The 16,949-nt window shown below is 56.2% G+C and carries 16 protein-coding genes; 8 read left to right on the plus strand and 8 right to left on the minus strand.

Annotated features, from left to right (window positions below; genetic code table 11):
• Nucleotides 1–4: 4 nt before the first annotated feature.
• The 6 genes from J0A66_RS05590 to J0A66_RS05615 all read right to left on the minus strand — a co-directional run bounded on the left by J0A66_RS05590 (nt 5) and on the right by J0A66_RS05615 (nt 6,955).
• Nucleotides 5–1,090: a glycosyltransferase gene (locus tag J0A66_RS05590; RefSeq protein ID WP_206572790.1), complete on the minus strand. Its 1,086-nt coding sequence runs from the start codon at nt 1,088–1,090 to the stop codon at nt 5–7.
• Nucleotides 1,080–1,889, minus strand: a complete 810-nt coding sequence (locus J0A66_RS05595; protein ID WP_206572791.1) for a WecB/TagA/CpsF family glycosyltransferase — start codon at nt 1,887–1,889, stop codon at nt 1,080–1,082. Before J0A66_RS05595 ends, J0A66_RS05590 begins: the two co-directional genes overlap by 11 nt.
• Nucleotides 1,890–2,127: 238 nt before the next feature.
• Complete coding sequence (locus tag J0A66_RS05600; RefSeq protein WP_206572792.1) at nt 2,128–2,856, minus strand: CpsB/CapC family capsule biosynthesis tyrosine phosphatase; 729 nt, start codon at nt 2,854–2,856, stop codon at nt 2,128–2,130.
• Nucleotides 2,853–5,096, minus strand: a complete 2,244-nt coding sequence (locus J0A66_RS05605; RefSeq protein ID WP_206572793.1) for a GumC family protein — start codon at nt 5,094–5,096, stop codon at nt 2,853–2,855. The genes J0A66_RS05600 and J0A66_RS05605 overlap by 4 nt, the downstream gene beginning before the upstream one ends.
• A 93-nt stretch (nt 5,097–5,189) precedes the next feature.
• Entirely contained in the window at nt 5,190–5,711 is a 522-nt protein-coding gene (locus tag J0A66_RS05610; RefSeq protein WP_206572853.1) for a polysaccharide biosynthesis/export family protein, read from the minus strand.
• Nucleotides 5,712–5,758: 47 nt separating this feature from the next.
• Complete coding sequence (locus J0A66_RS05615) at nt 5,759–6,955, minus strand: outer membrane beta-barrel protein (protein ID WP_206572794.1); 1,197 nt, start codon at nt 6,953–6,955, stop codon at nt 5,759–5,761.
• A gap of 84 nt (nt 6,956–7,039) precedes the next feature.
• Here J0A66_RS05615 and J0A66_RS05620 point away from each other — a divergent pair, with 84 nt between their 5' ends.
• Entirely contained in the window at nt 7,040–7,210 is a 171-nt protein-coding gene (locus J0A66_RS05620; RefSeq protein WP_206572795.1) for a hypothetical protein, read from the plus strand.
• Between the two features lie 388 nt (nt 7,211–7,598).
• Nucleotides 7,599–9,023, plus strand: a complete 1,425-nt coding sequence (locus J0A66_RS05625) for an undecaprenyl-phosphate glucose phosphotransferase (protein ID WP_206572796.1) — start codon at nt 7,599–7,601, stop codon at nt 9,021–9,023.
• Nucleotides 9,024–9,286: 263 nt separating this feature from the next.
• On the opposite strand, the gene J0A66_RS05630 is transcribed toward J0A66_RS05625, so the two are convergent.
• A complete protein-coding gene (locus J0A66_RS05630; RefSeq protein ID WP_206572797.1) occupies nt 9,287–10,315 on the minus strand; it encodes an acyltransferase family protein in 1,029 nt (342 codons plus the stop codon).
• A 119-nt stretch (nt 10,316–10,434) separates the two neighbouring features.
• Nucleotides 10,435–10,911 carry a zinc ribbon-containing protein gene (locus J0A66_RS05635; protein ID WP_206572798.1) on the minus strand — a complete coding sequence of 159 codons (477 nt, stop codon included), beginning with the start codon at nt 10,909–10,911 and terminating at the stop codon, nt 10,435–10,437.
• 290 nt (nt 10,912–11,201) lie between these two features.
• Here J0A66_RS05635 and leuS point away from each other — a divergent pair, with 290 nt between their 5' ends.
• The 6 genes from leuS (at nt 11,202) to rlmH (ending at nt 16,933) form a co-directional block, all read left to right on the plus strand.
• Nucleotides 11,202–13,787, plus strand: a complete 2,586-nt coding sequence (gene leuS, locus J0A66_RS05640; protein ID WP_206572799.1) for a leucine--tRNA ligase — start codon at nt 11,202–11,204, stop codon at nt 13,785–13,787.
• A complete protein-coding gene (locus J0A66_RS05645; RefSeq protein WP_206572800.1) occupies nt 13,787–14,284 on the plus strand; it encodes an LPS-assembly lipoprotein LptE in 498 nt (165 codons plus the stop codon). The genes leuS and J0A66_RS05645 overlap by 1 nt, the downstream gene beginning before the upstream one ends.
• Nucleotides 14,284–15,318, plus strand: a complete 1,035-nt coding sequence (gene holA, locus J0A66_RS05650; RefSeq protein WP_206572801.1) for a DNA polymerase III subunit delta — start codon at nt 14,284–14,286, stop codon at nt 15,316–15,318. Before J0A66_RS05645 ends, holA begins: the two co-directional genes overlap by 1 nt.
• The gene (nadD, locus tag J0A66_RS05655; protein WP_206572802.1) at nt 15,315–15,986 is read left to right on the plus strand and encodes a nicotinate-nucleotide adenylyltransferase; all 672 of its coding nucleotides are present in this window, start codon (nt 15,315–15,317) and stop codon (nt 15,984–15,986) included. Before holA ends, nadD begins: the two co-directional genes overlap by 4 nt.
• Before the next feature lie 132 nt (nt 15,987–16,118).
• Nucleotides 16,119–16,436, plus strand: a complete 318-nt coding sequence (gene rsfS / locus J0A66_RS05660) for a ribosome silencing factor (RefSeq protein WP_206572803.1) — start codon at nt 16,119–16,121, stop codon at nt 16,434–16,436.
• Nucleotides 16,437–16,462: 26 nt separating this feature from the next.
• A complete protein-coding gene (rlmH, locus tag J0A66_RS05665) occupies nt 16,463–16,933 on the plus strand; it encodes a 23S rRNA (pseudouridine(1915)-N(3))-methyltransferase RlmH (protein ID WP_206572804.1) in 471 nt (156 codons plus the stop codon).
• The last annotated feature ends 16 nt before the right edge of the window (nt 16,934–16,949 follow it).

The following is a 16,949-nucleotide window of genomic DNA, read 5'->3' on the forward strand; positions in this document are numbered from 1 at the left end:
CCCCCTAGAAATGTTGCATATAGGCCCGCGCGACCTGATCGAAATGGAACTTCAGCACCTTGTCCGTGGTGGGGCGATGGTTGCGCTGTTGATGTTCCAGCAACGCCTGGGAAAGCGCCGGCACGTCCTGTGGTGCCACCAGCACGCCAAACTGATTGTCACCGAGCAGTTCGCGGGGGCCGGTGGGACAGTCAAAGGCAATCACCGGCGTATCCAGTGCCATGGCCTCTACCAACACGGTGGGCATGCCTTCATGGCGGGAGGAAAGAATAAAGGCTTTGGCGTGCTTAATGATGTAATAGGGATTGTCCACAAAGCCGGTAAAGACCACGCTGTCGGCCACACCGCGCCGCTCAGCCTGTTCCATCAGTTGCGACTGGAGTTCGCCGCTGCCGACTATCACCAGTTGCGGCAGAGCCGGGTTGCGCCACTTGGCCATGGCATAGGCGTCGATAAGCATATCGAAGCCTTTCTGTCTGACCAGGCGACCCACCGCACAATAGTAGTCGCCCAACTGCAGTTTCTGCGTATTGGTCTTGGCCAGGGCGAAGATGCGCCCGTCCACCACCGCGTTGGGGATGAAATCCACCTGCCTCCTGCCAATACGTATGGCGCTGCGCAACTGTTCGCTCAGGCTTTGGGACACCGCCACTATCTTGCGGTTGGTCAGGGCATAGCAGTTGTACAGCAGTTTGATGGCCCAGGGGGGCAGCTTCTGCCCGCTTACATCCAGCGCACAATGCCGGGTATAGATGACGCTGAGTCTTGGGTAACGCAGGGCGCACAGACAGGCCAGCATATTGGCCGTCTCGGTGGCGGAGATCAGCACCTCCACCTGCATGGCTTCGATACAGGCGAACAGCTCCCGCAGTTTGCCCACAAAGCCTTTGTCCTGAGTGGGAGAAAAAGCCTGATAGCGCTCGGCCAGTCGCTTGAATCCGTCCCGGCTCTCTCCCTGGGTGTCATACACATAGAAGAAACTTTGGACCTGATGGCGGGCCAGCGCGGTGGCGAGATTCTGATGCACCCGCTCGATGCCGCCGTCAGGAGTGAAAAACTTATGCAGAAACAGCACACGATTAATAGCCATTGGTCCCTCCATGGGGCTGTTGACGGGTCACTCTGTGTTTGTACATGCAATACAGAGCATGGGGATTGGTGGTGAGATAACGCCAGAGAAACTTACGCGGCTCAGACAATGCCCTGTGCAGCCATTCCAGGCCCCACTCCTGCATAAACTGCGGCGCCCGCCGATAGTCACCGGTGACGTAGTTGTAACAGCCGCCACAGGTGATTATCACCGGCACCTGCAGATTCCATTTATGGCGGATACAAAAAGCCTGTTCCTTGGGCTTGCCCAGCCCTATCCACAACACATCGGGTTTTAGCCGGTTAATATGGTCGATAACCCGTTGCTCGTCCTCTTCAAGAAAGTAACCGTGCTGGGTGCCGGCAATGGCGAAATTTTCATAGCTCTGCTGCATGCGCCAGGCGCATTCGTTGACCACCTGTTCTTTACCGCCCAGCAGAAAGTGCCTTAGGGGCCGGTTGTGCAGCCGGGGAATATCGTGAATCAGATCGGTAGTGGCCGAGCGCTCGGGAATGGGCCGCTCGGCGAAGCGCCGCGACATCTTCACTACGCTCTGGCCGTCGGCGTGGATAATGTCGGCCTGAGCCAACAGCTGCATAAAGCCGGGATCCGAATTGGCCAGGGAAATACCCTGTCCATTGGAATCGAAAACCAGCACCGGCAATGGGCGTTCGCCCGCCTCGACTTGCTGTCGGTAATCTGCGACAGTGGCGGCGATCACTTCCACCAGCTGTGGGCGCGTCAGGCAGGCGGTTTTCAGGCCTCCCACCCTGGCAAAATTAACATCCTTTAATTTCATCGCTTCCTCTCCGATTTGCCTGCAGGGCCTGCCACACTGGACCTGATAGCCCTGGGTCGGTTTTATGACCCGGTCCGGCAGCCCGAAAACTGCCGGAGTGGCGGCAGCTCAGGGATTCATCCTGTGAGTCGCAGGCACCCTGCGGATGCGCTATGCAAAAGGGGTAATTCAGGATCTGTGCCAGACAAGCCAAAAGCGGGTTATGCAGCAAGGTATTCCATGGCCAGGATGGCTGAGGTCACTCGTCAAACCTGTGGCTGATTATCTGCCAGGGATGGCGCTTGAACAGGTTGTCTGCCGTTTGCACCCCTGCCAGACGCTCCACCGCGGCATAACCTTCCCTGAGGTCCGGCGGGCGCCGCTCCAGGTTATGGGCGTCAGAAGCCACCAAATGGATCAGCCCGTCCGCCAGTAATTGTTCCGCCACTTGTTTTACCTGGCTCCGGAACCGGCCACAGAAGGCCCCGGCTGTCACCTGAAACAGACACCCCTGCGATTTCAGCCAGGTGGCTTTTCGGTAATCAGCCAGGATGTCCCGGTTACGTTCCGGGTGAGCGACCAGAGGCAGTATCTGTTGCGAAAGAAGCCAGTGAATCACCTGCTCGGTCCCTGCCGGGATATGGCTGTGCGGAAGTTCCAGCAACAATACCTGCTGCCCCTGCCATCTGCCCAGAAACGGCAAGCAGTGGCTGGCCTGCATATTGATCAGTTCAGGACAGATTCTGACCTCCGCCGCGTAAGTGGTATTGAGCGGGCAGTCATGTTGCTGCAACAGTTGCCTGAAACGTCGGTGTGCCGTTTCGATACCGGCCAGATCATTGTCATAATGTCCCGGATTGATATGGGGGGTCAGTACTGAATGGGTAATGCCGTTTTCCACTGCATAACGGGCCAGGGCGATCGCCTCCTCGTCACTTCTGGCTCCGTCATCCAGTTTCGGCAACAGGTGACAGTGCAAATCAATCACGCCCGCTTCCCTTCCTTGCCATAGGCGTACTGCTCATAGGCAGCCGAATAGTCGCCTGTCTTAATGGCTTCTTTAATGTCCAACTGGTTGAGGACGATTCCATCCACCCTGTGTCCCACCTGCATGAACTTCATCAAGCCCTTGTTGATGGTCTTCTCCCGGGTCGCATCGGCCTTGACCACATAAATCAGTGAGTCACAGTGGTTGGCTACCACCATGGCATCACTCACCGCCATGGTCGGCGCCGTATCCAGGATGATGTGTTCGTATCTTTCCCGCAGTTGCTTGAGCAGGTAGCCGAAACGTTCCGACGCCAGCATTTCCTGGGGATTGGAGGGAGAGGTGCCGGCGCCGATGATATCAATGCCGGAGGTCGCATCATTGACGACACACTCCCGCATGGTATGGGTACCGGCGATAATATTGGCCAGTCCCGCCTGGAACCCCGGGAAACCAAATTGTCTGGCGATAGCGGAACGACGCAGGTCTCCGTCTATCAACAAGGTCTTGCCCAATTGTCCCATGGCAAAGGCCAGATTGATGGACGTGGTGGTTTTGCCTTCCTCGGGCATACTGGAGGTCACCATAATCACCCGCTTGGACTTGTCGATATTCAGCAGCAGAAGACTGGTCCGCAGACTGCGCACCGACTCGCTGAAGGCATGCTGTTTGTTGTCGAAGTAGTGACGAAGGGGCAGGGATTTACGCCGCCAGCGCTTTTGCCTGGGCAGTACGCCAAGGACCCGCTGGCCGAGCTTGCGTTCCACGTCTTCCACCGAACGGATACCGCTGTACATGGCGTCGGCCAGCAGGGCCAGCATCGCTCCAACGGCCAGACTGGCGGCAAAGGTCACCACCACCACCATGACCTTGTCCGGCTTGTAGGGGCTGGTAGGTACCACGGCGGGATCCAGCACCCTGGCGTTGGATTTTTCAAACCCCTCTATTTCATTGGTTTCCTTGAGTCGGGTCAGAAAGGAATTGTACAACTGACGGTTAATATCCACTTCCCTTTGCAGCTTCTGATGCTCTGACTCCAGGGAACTGATACGCCGGTACTGATTCTTGGCTTCCTCCACCGCTTTCTTCAGCGTCGCCACGCGCTCCTGGGTGGAGCGGTATTCCATACTGATCCCGGAAATCAGTTCACGGACCTGGTTGCGGAAGTTTTCCCTGATGGACTCCAGTTCGGCGCGGGCCGAAATCATGGTGGGATGTTTGGGTCCGTACACCCTGGCCAGCTCAGACACCTTGCTTTCCGCTTCCACCTCAGCACGGCGCACATTCTGGATGGCGTTATGGTTGAGGACCTCTGGCAGCCTGGCCAAACTGCTGATGTCATTGCTACCCAGGTTGACCTGTTCGTACAACGCCCGGCTTTGCTCCAGCCTGTTTTGCGCCTGCAATAGCTGCTGGCTCAGTCCTTGTAGTTCGTCACCCGTCAGGCCCACCACGCCTCCTTCCATGTCGACCAGCTTTTCCCGCTCGTAAAACTCCGCCAATTCCTTCTCTGCCTTATCCAGCTTGCTGCGCAGACTCGCCAGGCTCTCATTCATCCAGGACGTGGCCTTACTGGTCATGGCAAATTTGGCTTCCAGATAATTTTCTATATACACCTCTGCCACCGTATTGGTGATCAGTGCCGACAAGGCCGGGGATTCGCTCTGATAATAGATATTTACGACCTGGGTGTTCTTCACCGGCACCACCGACAGATTGGCGCGAAACCTGTCCACCACCTTGCGCAGTTTCCCGGCCTGCTCCTGATCCGGTGTGGCCACCTGGGTCTGTTCCCTTTGCAAGAACGTCAAATGTTCCTTCAGCCATTGCCTGGCCTGATTTTTCCACTCGTCAAACGGCAGCAGTGAAGGCGGCTGCTGCGCCGGATCAAAATAGGGATGCTCGGTGAGGTTAAGCTTTTCCACCACGCCCTGGGCTATCTGCCTTGAGCGCAAGACTTCATACTGGGTCTGAAAATACTCCTTACGGCTGGTATCCAGGCCGTAGACTTCCTCGATGGACAGCACCTTGGCCTGATCCGCCTCAATCAACAAAGAGGCGCCGGCCCGGTACTTGGGGGTAACGAAGAGCAGCAGCACCGCCACCAGCATGGTGACCAGCACTGCCAGGGTAAGGATTCGCCACTGGAAGCGCCTGATGGTCTGCCAGTACTGGGCCAAGTCTATCTGCTCGGTTTCAAACAGCGATGCTTTAAGCTGTTCGGGGTTATCTCGTGCCATCTGACCGCACTCCTTGTGGCTGCCCGGCAACGTTGAATCTGCACATATTTGCACTTCCTTGCCTGTATTGGTTCAAATTAAGGTCGATGGGCATCAGAAGAACCGCTGCTCGACTGTGATAATGTCACCAGGCTGAACCTGGTCGGTACGTGTGGCTTCAAGGGTGCGGGTCTGACTGCCCTGACTGCGGACAATTTTTATCTCGTCCCTTGCCGCCCGTTCCGTATATCCCCCGGCGATGGCGGCGGCCTTATCCACTGTCAGACCGGGCTGGTAGGGATATCCTCCTGGCTTTTTCACTTCGCCATCGATAAAAAATGGCCTGTAATCTTCGATGGAGACGGACACCGACGGATTGACCAGATAATCCCCTTTGAGCCCCTGATAGATGAATTCCTCTAACTCGGGCGCTGTCATCCCCACCACTTTAACTTCACCCAGAAAGGGGTAGTTGATGGCCCCCGTATCGGGCAGCCGGCGCCTGACCGACAGATCCGGCTGACCGAACACGGTAATCTGAATCACATCACCAGAGCCCAACTGGTATTGGCTGAGCGACTGGGTGGCGGCTGCCTGTCCTGACAGGGGCAACAGACTGATTAACAGAAAAACCATCAGCGCTTTGTACACGTTTCACTCTCCTTGCTTACACATTTCGCAAATTACATGCTGATACTGACCGCCAGCCGGTATTGGTTGCGGTCATACTCGATCGCCTTAACCGTGCTGTCCCGCTCATCATGACGATAGGCCAGCTCAAAACTCAGCCAGCGACGAAACTGATAGACGGTGGACAGTTGCAGTAAGCGGTTGTCGTCTTCCCGCAGAGTCGGCGACCCCACATATTCATTGTCTCGATGGCGCAGGGTCAGGCTGGTGCCCAGGCGTTCCACCCAGTCATGCTGCCAGCGTATCTGATAATCGCGACTCTTGATGAAATCGCCGGCACCATTGGTCTCACGGCTGTCCAGCTCAGTGGACAGTTCCAGTTGCGAATAGCTCAGGGGTTGCCAGGTAACGCCTACTTCCCAGTCCAGGCCGTGGAATGTCTGCCGCTGTGCGGCGGCAAAGTCCTTCTCCTGATAGCCGACCTTGGCAAAACCGCGGGTATTGGCTCCCCCTTCCCAGCGGGCTCCCAATAGCAGACTGCGCTCGTCACTGTCCAAGGGTACTTGCGGATCCAGGGCCAGATCGTAGCGAATATGAGCCTGGCTGGCGTCCAGCAGCAGGTCGGTGGACGGGCCCACCCGATAATAGAAGGCGCCGCCGTAACGGGAGGTCTGTCGATCTCTGGCCTGATAATTCAGAGCGTCACCGTCGTAATCCAGTTCGCTGACCCCAGCATTTAGTTCCAGCCGCCCGGTGGCAGATTCCAAGCCATAAGAATAGATGACATCGGCTCCGGCGCGGGTATAGGTGTCAGGTTCGCTCAATTCGTCCCCCCGGCCGATTGAGTAGGCCGTGCCGCGATCATCATGACCGTCGGTAAAATCGGCCTGCAGGCGAAGACGGTGCCGGCGGTTGATTTCCGTGCCCAACAGGGCAGAAAAATAGTGATCCGTGTAGTTGTCTTCGCTGCTGGAATAATAATCAGCGTGACTGAGCAGATAGTTGATCCTGAACGGATTCACCTCGGACTGATTTCTCAATAACAGGCCAGGCCGGTATACCGACGCCCAACTGTCTGTCTGAGCCGTGTCGCTGCGTGTCAGGTTGTCATCGTAAAGACTCTGGTATTCAAAACTGGGCAACAGTTCGAAGCCCCCCACTTCCAGTCCGGTGATTTCCTGTTGTTGAGCCTGCAGATTAGCGCTGAGTCCTGAAACGGCAGCGATCAGCAGCCATTTGCCATGTTCCATTTGCTTGTCCTTTCTAGTGGCGTGTTAAGCGGCCATCCATCTCATCCAAAGATGCCCTGGTGCTTTAAGTGTTATGCCATTTGTATGCCAGTTAATGATCTTCGGCTGCCGCTGACTTGCCCGGCCTCGCTGGCCAGGCTGGTACAGCAATTGCTGAGTTTTCTGTTGCAACGTGAGTCGAGGGCCAGGATGACGGGGCCTGACGGCATTTTCTCCGCCTTTAAAAGGGCAGAACGGGTAACAGAGTCGGGTTAACACGCAGTATTTTTGTTGCCTGTCAGGGACAGGGGTACCTGACCCACCGACACTGGCGTACAGAGGCATCCGACCCGATACCCGGACGAAGATCCTTGAAAAGCGGGAAAAAGGTGCAACGGACGACGTTCGGCTGGTCACCAGATCAGGGCTGGAACAGGCAGGTGTCGCGTTAGAACGACGATCTACCATTTTCAGCCGATTGTGTCAGCGGATCACCGGCGAGCACATGCCTTCATGCAGCCAAAGACCGAAATCACCCAACCTGTTGCCAGACGGCGACAGACAGGTGCGGCTTTGCTCCTTTCGATTCGATTATTGGCCTTGCCAGTCCAACTGACAGTTAAAGGAATCGTCAGTGGAAGCGCATTCCCAGGGAGGTGAAAGCATGTCGTTACTATCCATCAGAACCAATAAGTCCAAGGGCATTATTCAGTCGTACCAGAGTGGATTTTCCACTGCCTACCGGCTGGTCGACCTGGTATTGATTTCCCTGCTGTATTTCAGCCTGCTGTACTTACAGCAGTTGGACATCAACAGCCGCAGTCTGATTCCCTTATTCGTCTGCATAGTGGGGTATATGGTCAGCGCCGAGGCATTGGATCTGTATCGCTCCTGGCGAACCTCCTCAACTATCCTGATGATCAGGATGACAGCCGTGGCCTGGCTTCTGACCGGTCTGGTCACCCTGTCCTGCGCCTACTTTTTTGCCCACCTCATCCCCTACCCCAACCGCTTTATTCTGACCTGGCTGCTGGGCTTGTTTCCGGTGCTGACCGGCTGGCGTCTGCTGTTTCGCCGTTTGCTGCGGGCCTACCGTAAGAATGGCCACAATACCCGTACCGCTATCGTCATCGGCTCGAACAAGCTGGCCTACAGTCTGGCCAGGCAACTGGAGGACAACGAGCACCTGGGTATCCGCTTTGCCGGCTTCTTCGATGACAGGGACGAGCAACGGCTGCCCTATGAGCTGCGTGAACAGACCCTGGGCAGCATTGAGGAGGCCATTGAAAAAGCCAGGGCCAACGAAGTGGACTATATCTATATCGCCATGCCCATGAGCGCGGAACAACGCATTACTGATATTCTCCAGCAATGCAGCGATACCACAGCAAATGTGTATATCATTCCTAATTTCTTTATCTACAACCTGCTCAATTCGCGCTGGCAAACCATAGGTTCACTGCAAATCCTGAGTATCTTCGATACCCCGTTTGAGGGCCCAAACCATATACTCAAACGCATGGAGGATATCCTGTTGTCCTCCCTGATACTGACCCTGATCGCCCTGCCCATGCTGGTGATTGCCGCAGCGGTCAAGCTCACCTCACCCGGACCGGTGATCTTTAAACAAACCCGTTACGGCCTGGGGGGCAGACCCATTATCGTTTACAAGTTCCGCTCTATGACCACCCAGGACAATGGTAATCAGGTCAGGCAGGCCACCAGGAATGACGCCCGCATTACTCCATTGGGTGCCTTTTTGCGGCGCACTTCCCTGGACGAACTGCCACAGTTCATCAATGTTCTGCAGGGACGCATGTCGATTGTCGGTCCCAGGCCCCACGCCGTGGCCCACAACGAGGAATACCGGAAGTTAATCGAAGGTTACATGCTCAGGCACAAAGTGCTGCCCGGCATCACCGGCTGGGCGCAGATCAACGGCTTTCGCGGCGAGACCGAGACAGTCAACAAGATGATGAAACGGGTGGAATACGACCTGGACTATATCCACAGCTGGTCCGTTTGGCTGGATATACGCATTATCCTGATGACCCTGTTCAAGGGGTTTACGGACCGCAATGCTTACTAGGGCGTGTTTATCTTTCATATTGGTCTCTGTTGAGAGCTAAAAACCACTCAATCAAGGCGCGAGTAACGCCGTTTAGCCATCTAAACAAGTTGGGAGCAACGCTGAGTGAGGGATTTTTAGCCTCAACCCTTCGGGCTGGGGCCATTTTTCCGTCCAGCAGCGTCATCAGTCGCTTATTTAGGCCCACTAAACCGCACTTCTTCTTCCTTGCTGGGCAAAAAAATGGCCTCCAGCAGAGCGTCAATATGAAAGATAAACACGCCCTAGTCCGCCTGCCGCAGTTTCTGCTGCGGCCGGCGCAGCCAGCGGCTGACGGGAGCCGACAGCAGATAGGGAATGCCCAGCCAATCGGCCAGCTTCAGCACCAGTACCGGCAGCCACAATCCGGCCAAACAGCCCATCAGCAAATGTACCGGCAGGGACTCTATGCCGAGCACCTTCTGCAATAATACCCTCACGCCGCTGCCAGCAAGAATATGCATCAGGTAAATAGCCATGGAGCCGGTTCCGAGCAATAGCAGCCATTTACGCGACGTCCGGGCCAGTTGCATGGATATGCTGACCACGGTGGCAATGGACAGCATGGCCAGCAGCAGTGCAGCGCCGCCCTTATTGCTGTAGTGCAGGTCAAGCAACAGGTGAAACCCGGCCTGGCCCAGCACAAACAATCCAAGCAGCAACGCACAGGTCTTGCCCTTTGCGAACCAGTCCTGATTGGCATAGAGGGAAAACGACATGCCGCCAACGAAGAAGACCATATGGGTAAACAGACTACCGAGCAGGAAATTGACCGGGATCACCAGGGCGATGCTGTACAACACCAGGCTCAGTATCAGCATCAGCGACAGGGCCATGCGCCCCGCCATGGCCTGGATAAGGGTGGCCACCAGAAAAATCGCAAATAACGCATACAGAAACCAGAACTGGGCCCTGGGCCACCAGAGTTGGAAAACCGCGCCAAAACCCAGGTTGCCGTTGGTATAAGCTGACAGAGACACCTCTACACTGCCCTGGATCAACGACCACAAAAGGTAGGGATAGACCAGGGTGTCGACCTTACTCCAGACCAGGGGGCCTGCCCCGCGCCGGGCAAAGGAGGCCTGGAAGAACAATCCGGAGAGGAAGAAAAACAGCGGCATGTGAAAACTGTAAACCAGGCTGTCAAGCAACAGGAAGGTGGACTCAGGCATGCCGATGCCGGCTTTTTGCAACCCCCGGGCCACGTGCCCATAGACCACCAGAATAATGCCGATGGCCTTGGCATAATCCACCCATAAGTCCCTGCTTTGCATGTTGCGCTCCTGCGGTTATCCAATTGCACTGTTTTTGCCCGGATAAACACTAAAGCAAGGATTCTGCCACTTTCTGTGCCCGACGGTCAGGACTGACCACCGGGCTCCTTCGGCATCCGTCACAATACCCGGGAAAAACGGTTATGGCCGCATTCCAGGCAGGGCTGGATAGTCTCCACATGCAGGACCTGGTGCCGGTTATGGCAGCGGGTGCATTCCAGCTCACCCAGAGCCACCTGTTCTCCTGCCTTATAAATACCCTGATGCTGCACATCCCGCATGGATTCGCTCATGGCCAGTTGGGACTTATCTGACGCATCGGCCAGCAGCGACCACAACTTGTCCTTGGTGGCCTGCCACCAGGGCGAGCGATCCGCATCACGTTGCCAGTGGGCAACAAAGGTATCCAGGTCACGGGTCAGCGTATTTTCCAGCGCCTCCATCTCTTCCTTGCTCAGATCTTCTGCCGCCTGCAGATACTGACGAGCCCGGCGCTTGATTTCCATCAGCGTCAGCACATCCTGGCGGACCGATTGTCTGACCCAGTCGGACATTTCTTCGAGCAACTCATCATAGCGGGACTTGGGGTTATTCATCAGGACTCCTTACTCCGATTGGTAGATACCGGCCTGTGAATTCAGTATAGGTCAAAGGAATCGGTCTCCGGCAAGGGCAAATCCCCCCTTGCTATTGTTCCCTGGTGCCGCTGTCGGGTATTCTATGGGGCTTGGCGGCCACCGGCCGGCCAAAAGACGGCTCTCCTTTTTGGGGGAATACCCGCAGGGCCCTGACAACTGGCCCTGGAAAAAGCTTCAAAGCGGTATCCGCAACGCCTGCCGGCGCGGATTGGCGGATAAAAAACACAGTTAACCGGAACCGGAAATTAATGGAAAGACAGTACCATCCCCAACAGATCGAACAAGCAGCACAGCGATACTGGGAAGAGAGCGGCCTGTTCAGGGCCAAACCCGATAACAGCAAAGAAAAGTTCTACTGCCTCTCCATGTTTCCCTATCCCAGCGGCCGGTTGCATATGGGCCATGTACGCAACTATACCATCGGCGATGTGGTGGCCCGTTTCCAGCGCATGCAGGGCAAGAATGTGTTGCAGCCCATGGGCTGGGATGCGTTTGGCCTGCCGGCGGAAAACGCCGCCATCGACAATAAGACGGCGCCGGCCAAATGGACCTATGCCAACATCGACTATATGAAGAATCAGCTAAAGTCACTGGGATTCGGTTACGACTGGAGCCGTGAAGTGGCGACCTGCAAACCGGAGTATTACCGCTGGGAGCAATGGTTCTTCACCCGTTTGTACGAGAAGGGCCTGGTGTATCGTAAAAATGCCACGGTCAACTGGGATCCCGTCGATCAGACCGTGCTGGCCAACGAACAGGTGATTGACGGCCGCGGCTGGCGCTCCGGTGCCCTGGTGGAACAGAAGGAGATTCCTCAGTGGTTTATCAAGATCACCGACTACGCAGAGCAATTGCTGGCCGATCTGGACAAGCTGGATGACTGGCCCGATCAGGTGCGCGCCATGCAGCGCAACTGGATTGGCCGCTCAGAAGGTATCGAAATGACCTTCCAGGTGGAAGGCAGCGAGAATCACTTCGATATCTATACCACCCGCCCCGATACCCTGATGGGCGTCACCTATGTGGCCCTGGCGGCCCAGCACCCGCTGGCGCTGGAAGCGGCCAGGACGAATCCCAAACTGGCCGCCTTTATCGAAGAGTGCAAGAACACCAAGGTCGCCGAGGCGGAACTGGCCACTATGGAGAAAAAAGGCTGTGCCACCGGCTTGTATGCTGTGCATCCGCTGACCGGCGAGGCAGTACCGGTTTGGGTGGCCAATTTCGTGCTGATGGATTACGGTTCAGGCGCCGTGATGGCAGTCCCCGGTCACGATCAGCGGGACTGGGAGTTTGCCAGCAAATATGGCCTGGAAATAAGACAGGTTATCCAGCCCCTAGACCACAGCAAGGTGGATCTCGGTCAGGGCGCCTACACAGAAAAAGGCACCCTGGTGAATTCCGGCAAGTTTGACGGGCTGGACTCAGAGCAGGCCTTCGATGCCATAGCCGAGACCCTGATTGAACAGGGAAAAGGCAGCCGCAAGGTCAATTACCGGCTGCGTGACTGGGGTGTATCGCGCCAGCGTTATTGGGGCGCGCCCATTCCCATGCTGAACCTGGATAATGGTCAGTCCGTGCCCGTACCGGTCGGTGATCTGCCGGTCAGACTGCCCGAAGATGTGGTGATGGATGGGGTGACCTCCCCCATCAAGGCTGATCCCACCTGGCGCAAGACCCAATACCAGGGACAGGCCGCCGAGCGGGAAACCGATACCTTCGACACCTTTATGGAGTCCTCCTGGTATTATGCCCGCTACTGCAGCGCCCAGTACCAGGACGGCATGCTGGACAGCACCGAAGCCAACTACTGGCTGCCGGTGGATCAGTATATTGGCGGCATAGAGCACGCTATTTTGCACCTGCTGTATTCCCGTTTTTTCCATAAACTGTTGCGTGACGAAGGTCTGGTGGACTCGGATGAACCCTTTAAGCGTCTGCTCTGCCAGGGCATGGTGCTGGCTGACTCTTTCTACCGCGAAGACGCCAAAGGCGCCAAGACCTGGTATTCCCCTGCCGATGTGGATGTGGAGAAGGACGAAAAAGGTCGTATTGTGAGGGCGGTGTTGCGCAAGGACGGCCAGGAGGTCATTCATGGTGGCATGACCAAGATGTCCAAATCCAAGAACAACGGCATCAACCCCCAGGAAGTGATAGACCAGTACGGCGCCGACACCATCCGCCTCTTCACTATGTTCGCCGCCCCGCCCGAGCAGACTCTGGAATGGCTGGACTCTGGGGTGGAAGGAGCCAACCGCTTCCTCAAGCGCCTGTGGAAACTGGTCCAGGAGCACCTTGCCCTGGGCGACGCACCTGCCCTTGACCGCCAGGCCCTGAACAATGAACAAAAAGCACTGCGCCGGGAAGTGCACAAGACCATCGTTAAGGTCAGCGACGATCTGGGCCGCCGGCAAACCTTCAACACAGCAATCGCAGCGGTGATGGAGCTGCTCAATCATTTACAGAAGGCATCACAGGCCGAGGATCAGGACAGGGCAGTCATGCGTGAAGCCATTGAAGTGATGGTCGCCCTGCTCAATCCCATCACCCCGCACATCTGTCATACCCTGTGGAAGCAATTGGGCAAGACGCAGGACATCGAGCAAAGTCCCTGGCCGGTAGCCGATGAGTCGGCCTTGGTTGAAGATGAAAAACTGGTGGTAGTGCAGGTGAATGGCAAGGTACGCGCCAAGCTGACCGTGCCGGCCGACGCTACTCAGGAGCAGGTACAAAGCCTGGCCATGGCGCAGGAAAACATCCGTCAGCATACCGACGGCAAAGTCCTGCGCAAGGTCATCTATGTGCCGGGCAAACTGCTTAACATTGTGGCCAACTGATGAACCTGTGGCGCTGGGGAGGGGTATTGCTGGCCGGCCTGTTAATCAGTGCCTGCGGTTTTCATTTGCGTGGCAAGGACCTGCTGGATGAACATTTCAGCCGCCTGCATGTGGCAAGTGACAATCCCCATGCGCCGCTGGTAAGGGCCTTTAAGGACAGACTGCAACGCTATTCGGTGGAAATACTGGCGACGGCAGACGAACAGGTCCCAACCGTCTACCTCTACCCTGAGCGTCTGGATCGAAGTCTGTTGTCACTCTTTGCCACCGGTCAGGTGGCCGAATACGAGCTCAACTACCATATTCGCTTCGAAGTCAAACAGCCCGGCCGGGACGCCCAGTTGTTCGAATTTGATCTGAGCCGGGAATATCAGGACGATCCCAATGCGGTACTGGCCAAGTCCCGTGAGTTGAACCTGATTCTGGATGAACTGCGGGAACGGGCGTCGGATCGTATTATCCGTCAGCTCAGTCGCCTGAGCGGCGCCAGCAACTGATGCAAAGCTACCCTAACCGGCTTTCGGAGGTGCTTGGCAAAGGCCTGATGTCCTGTTACCTGATCTTTGGCGACGAGCCCCAGCAAAAGCTGGAATCTATCGAGGTCATCCGGCAAACGGCGCGTCAGCAGGGTTTTGACGAGCGTCAGAGTCTGGTGGCCGATGCCGGCTTTAACTGGAATCATTTGATTGAGGCGACCCTTACTCTGTCGCTGTTTACTTCCCGGCAACTCATCGAGCTGGAGCTCCCCACCGGCAAGCCGGGCGCCGAGGGCGCCAAAGTACTGCAGTCCCTGGCCGACAAACCGAATCCGGATGTGTTGCTGCTGATTCACGGGGGACGCATCGGCAAGGACGTGCAGAATACCAAGTGGTTCAAGAGCCTGGAAAAAAACGGACTCTATGTGCCCTGTTATCCTCTGGAGGGAAAGCAATTAAGTGGCTGGATAAACGACAGGATGCGTCGTCATGGCCTGCAACCAACACCGGAGCTCATCGGCCTGTTGTGTGACTACTGCGAGGGTAACCTGCTGGCCGCCAGGCAGGAAATTGAAAAGCTTACCCTGCTCTACCCCAAAGGCATAATAAGCCTGGAACAGGCCGAACAGGCGCTGGTCGACCAGTCCCGTTTCAATGTCTTCCAACTGGTGGATGTACTGCTGGCCGGCGACGCCCAGCGGGCGGTTAAAATGCTGTACCGGCTGGAAAGCGAAGGGGTGGAACCCACTATCGTGCTCTGGGCACTGGTAAGGGAATGGCAGACCCTGTCCACCCTGCGCTTTGCCAGCGGGCAGGGTCAGAGCCTGAATCAGCTTTTCAATGCGCAGCGTATCTGGAGCAACCGCCAGGGTCTTTACCACAGTGCCCTGCAACGGCTGAACAGCCACCATCTTGAAGTCCTGCAAACCAGACTGGCCAGACTGGACAAGGCACTGAAGCAATCTTCACTGGCTCGTCCCTATGTGGAGCTCTGCCATCTGTGTCTGTTGTTCGTGCCCATGCCGCTGGACGCACTGGAGCTGGACTACGGATGAGCCGGACTGAAGGAGGCCAGGTGCAGACGCCACTGGGGATCTTCGGCGGCACCTTCGATCCCGTTCATCTTGGTCACTTGCTGCCCGTTACCGACGCAGCGCGAGAAATCGGCCTGCACAGGGTGAAACTGCTGCCCTGCCATATTCCGGCTCATAAGGCCACCCCCACGGTCAGTGCGGCACAGCGTCTGGCCATGGTCAGACTGGTTTGCGCAAAGTGGCCCCTGTTTGAACTGGATGACAGGGAATTGCGACGTGATAGCCCTTCCTACAGCGTCGATACCCTGAATGAATACCGGCGTGAAGAAGGCAACAGGCCTCTGGTGTTTTTTATCGGCCTGGATTCGCTAAAAAATCTCAACTCCTGGCACAGATGGCAGGAAATCCTGACCCTCTGTCATTTGGTGGTTTGCCGACGGGGCGACTGCCTGGCCAGCTTCAATCCGGATGTCAGCCGCCTGCTGGAACAACACCGGACCCGGGACGCCCGCCACCTGAAGGAAAAGCCGGCAGGCCTTATCTATCTGGCCGACACCCGTGAACTGGCTATTTCCTCCACTGAACTGCGCGGGTCCTTAGCGCGGGGCGAGGCAACAGATCTGTTGCCGGAGGAGGTGTTGGCCTATATTCAACTACATGGGCTTTATGGTGTGAGGAGTGAGGAGTGAGGAGTGAGGAGTCAACTTACGGCCTTTGCCTTTTACTGCCAACCGGGCATCTGAAAACTGAAAACTGAAAACTGAAAACTGAAAACTGAAAACTGAAAACTGAAAACTGAAAACTTTTAATCAGGAGACCCTTTGGAACATCAGCAACTCAAACAGTTTGTTATCGACAAGATTGAAGATTTGAAAGGTCGCCACATTGTCGACCTGGACGTGAAGGAAAAATCCAGCATTACTGACACCATGCTGGTCTGTTCCGGGAACTCCAAGCGCCATGTGGTGTCAATCGCAGACAAGGTAGTGACGGAAGCCAAACAGGTGGGTCTCAAGCCCCTGAGCGTGGAAGGTCAGGATACCGGAGAATGGGTACTGGTGGATTTTGGAGAGCTGATATTGCACGTGATGCAGGATGAAGCCCGGGATTTCTACCAACTTGAAAAGCTCTGGGGCTGAGTGTGCAGGCGGGAGACTGATCCGCGATGCGTATCCAATTGATTGCGGTCGGTAGCAAGATGCCGTCCTGGGTGGAACAGGGTTTTAGCGAATATGCCCGGCGCTTTCCTCCCGATATGCCATTGCAATTGACCGAGATACCGGCCGGCAAGCGCGGCAAAAATGCCGACATCGTCCGTATTCTGCAAAGGGAAGGAGAGCAAATGCTGGCGGCGGTGCCAAAAGGCAACCGCATTGTGACCCTGGAGGTAGCCGGCAGGCCCTGGGATACCCATCAATTGGCCGGGCAACTTTCAAGATGGCAGATGGACGGCCGGGATGTGAGCCTGCTGGTGGGAGGCCCCGAAGGCCTGGCGCCTGACTGTATCGCGGCGGCGGAACAGAAGTGGTCCCTGTCGCCCCTGACCTTGCCCCATCCATTGGTCAGGGTATTGTTGGCCGAGAGCCTGTACCGGGCCTGGTCATTAAATACCAATCACCCCTATCACCGGGAATAAGCTGTTGTTGTATAGA

It is taken from the genome of Bowmanella dokdonensis, from assembly GCF_017254865.1.
Taxonomy (GTDB): Bacteria; Pseudomonadota; Gammaproteobacteria; order Enterobacterales; family Alteromonadaceae; genus Bowmanella; species Bowmanella dokdonensis.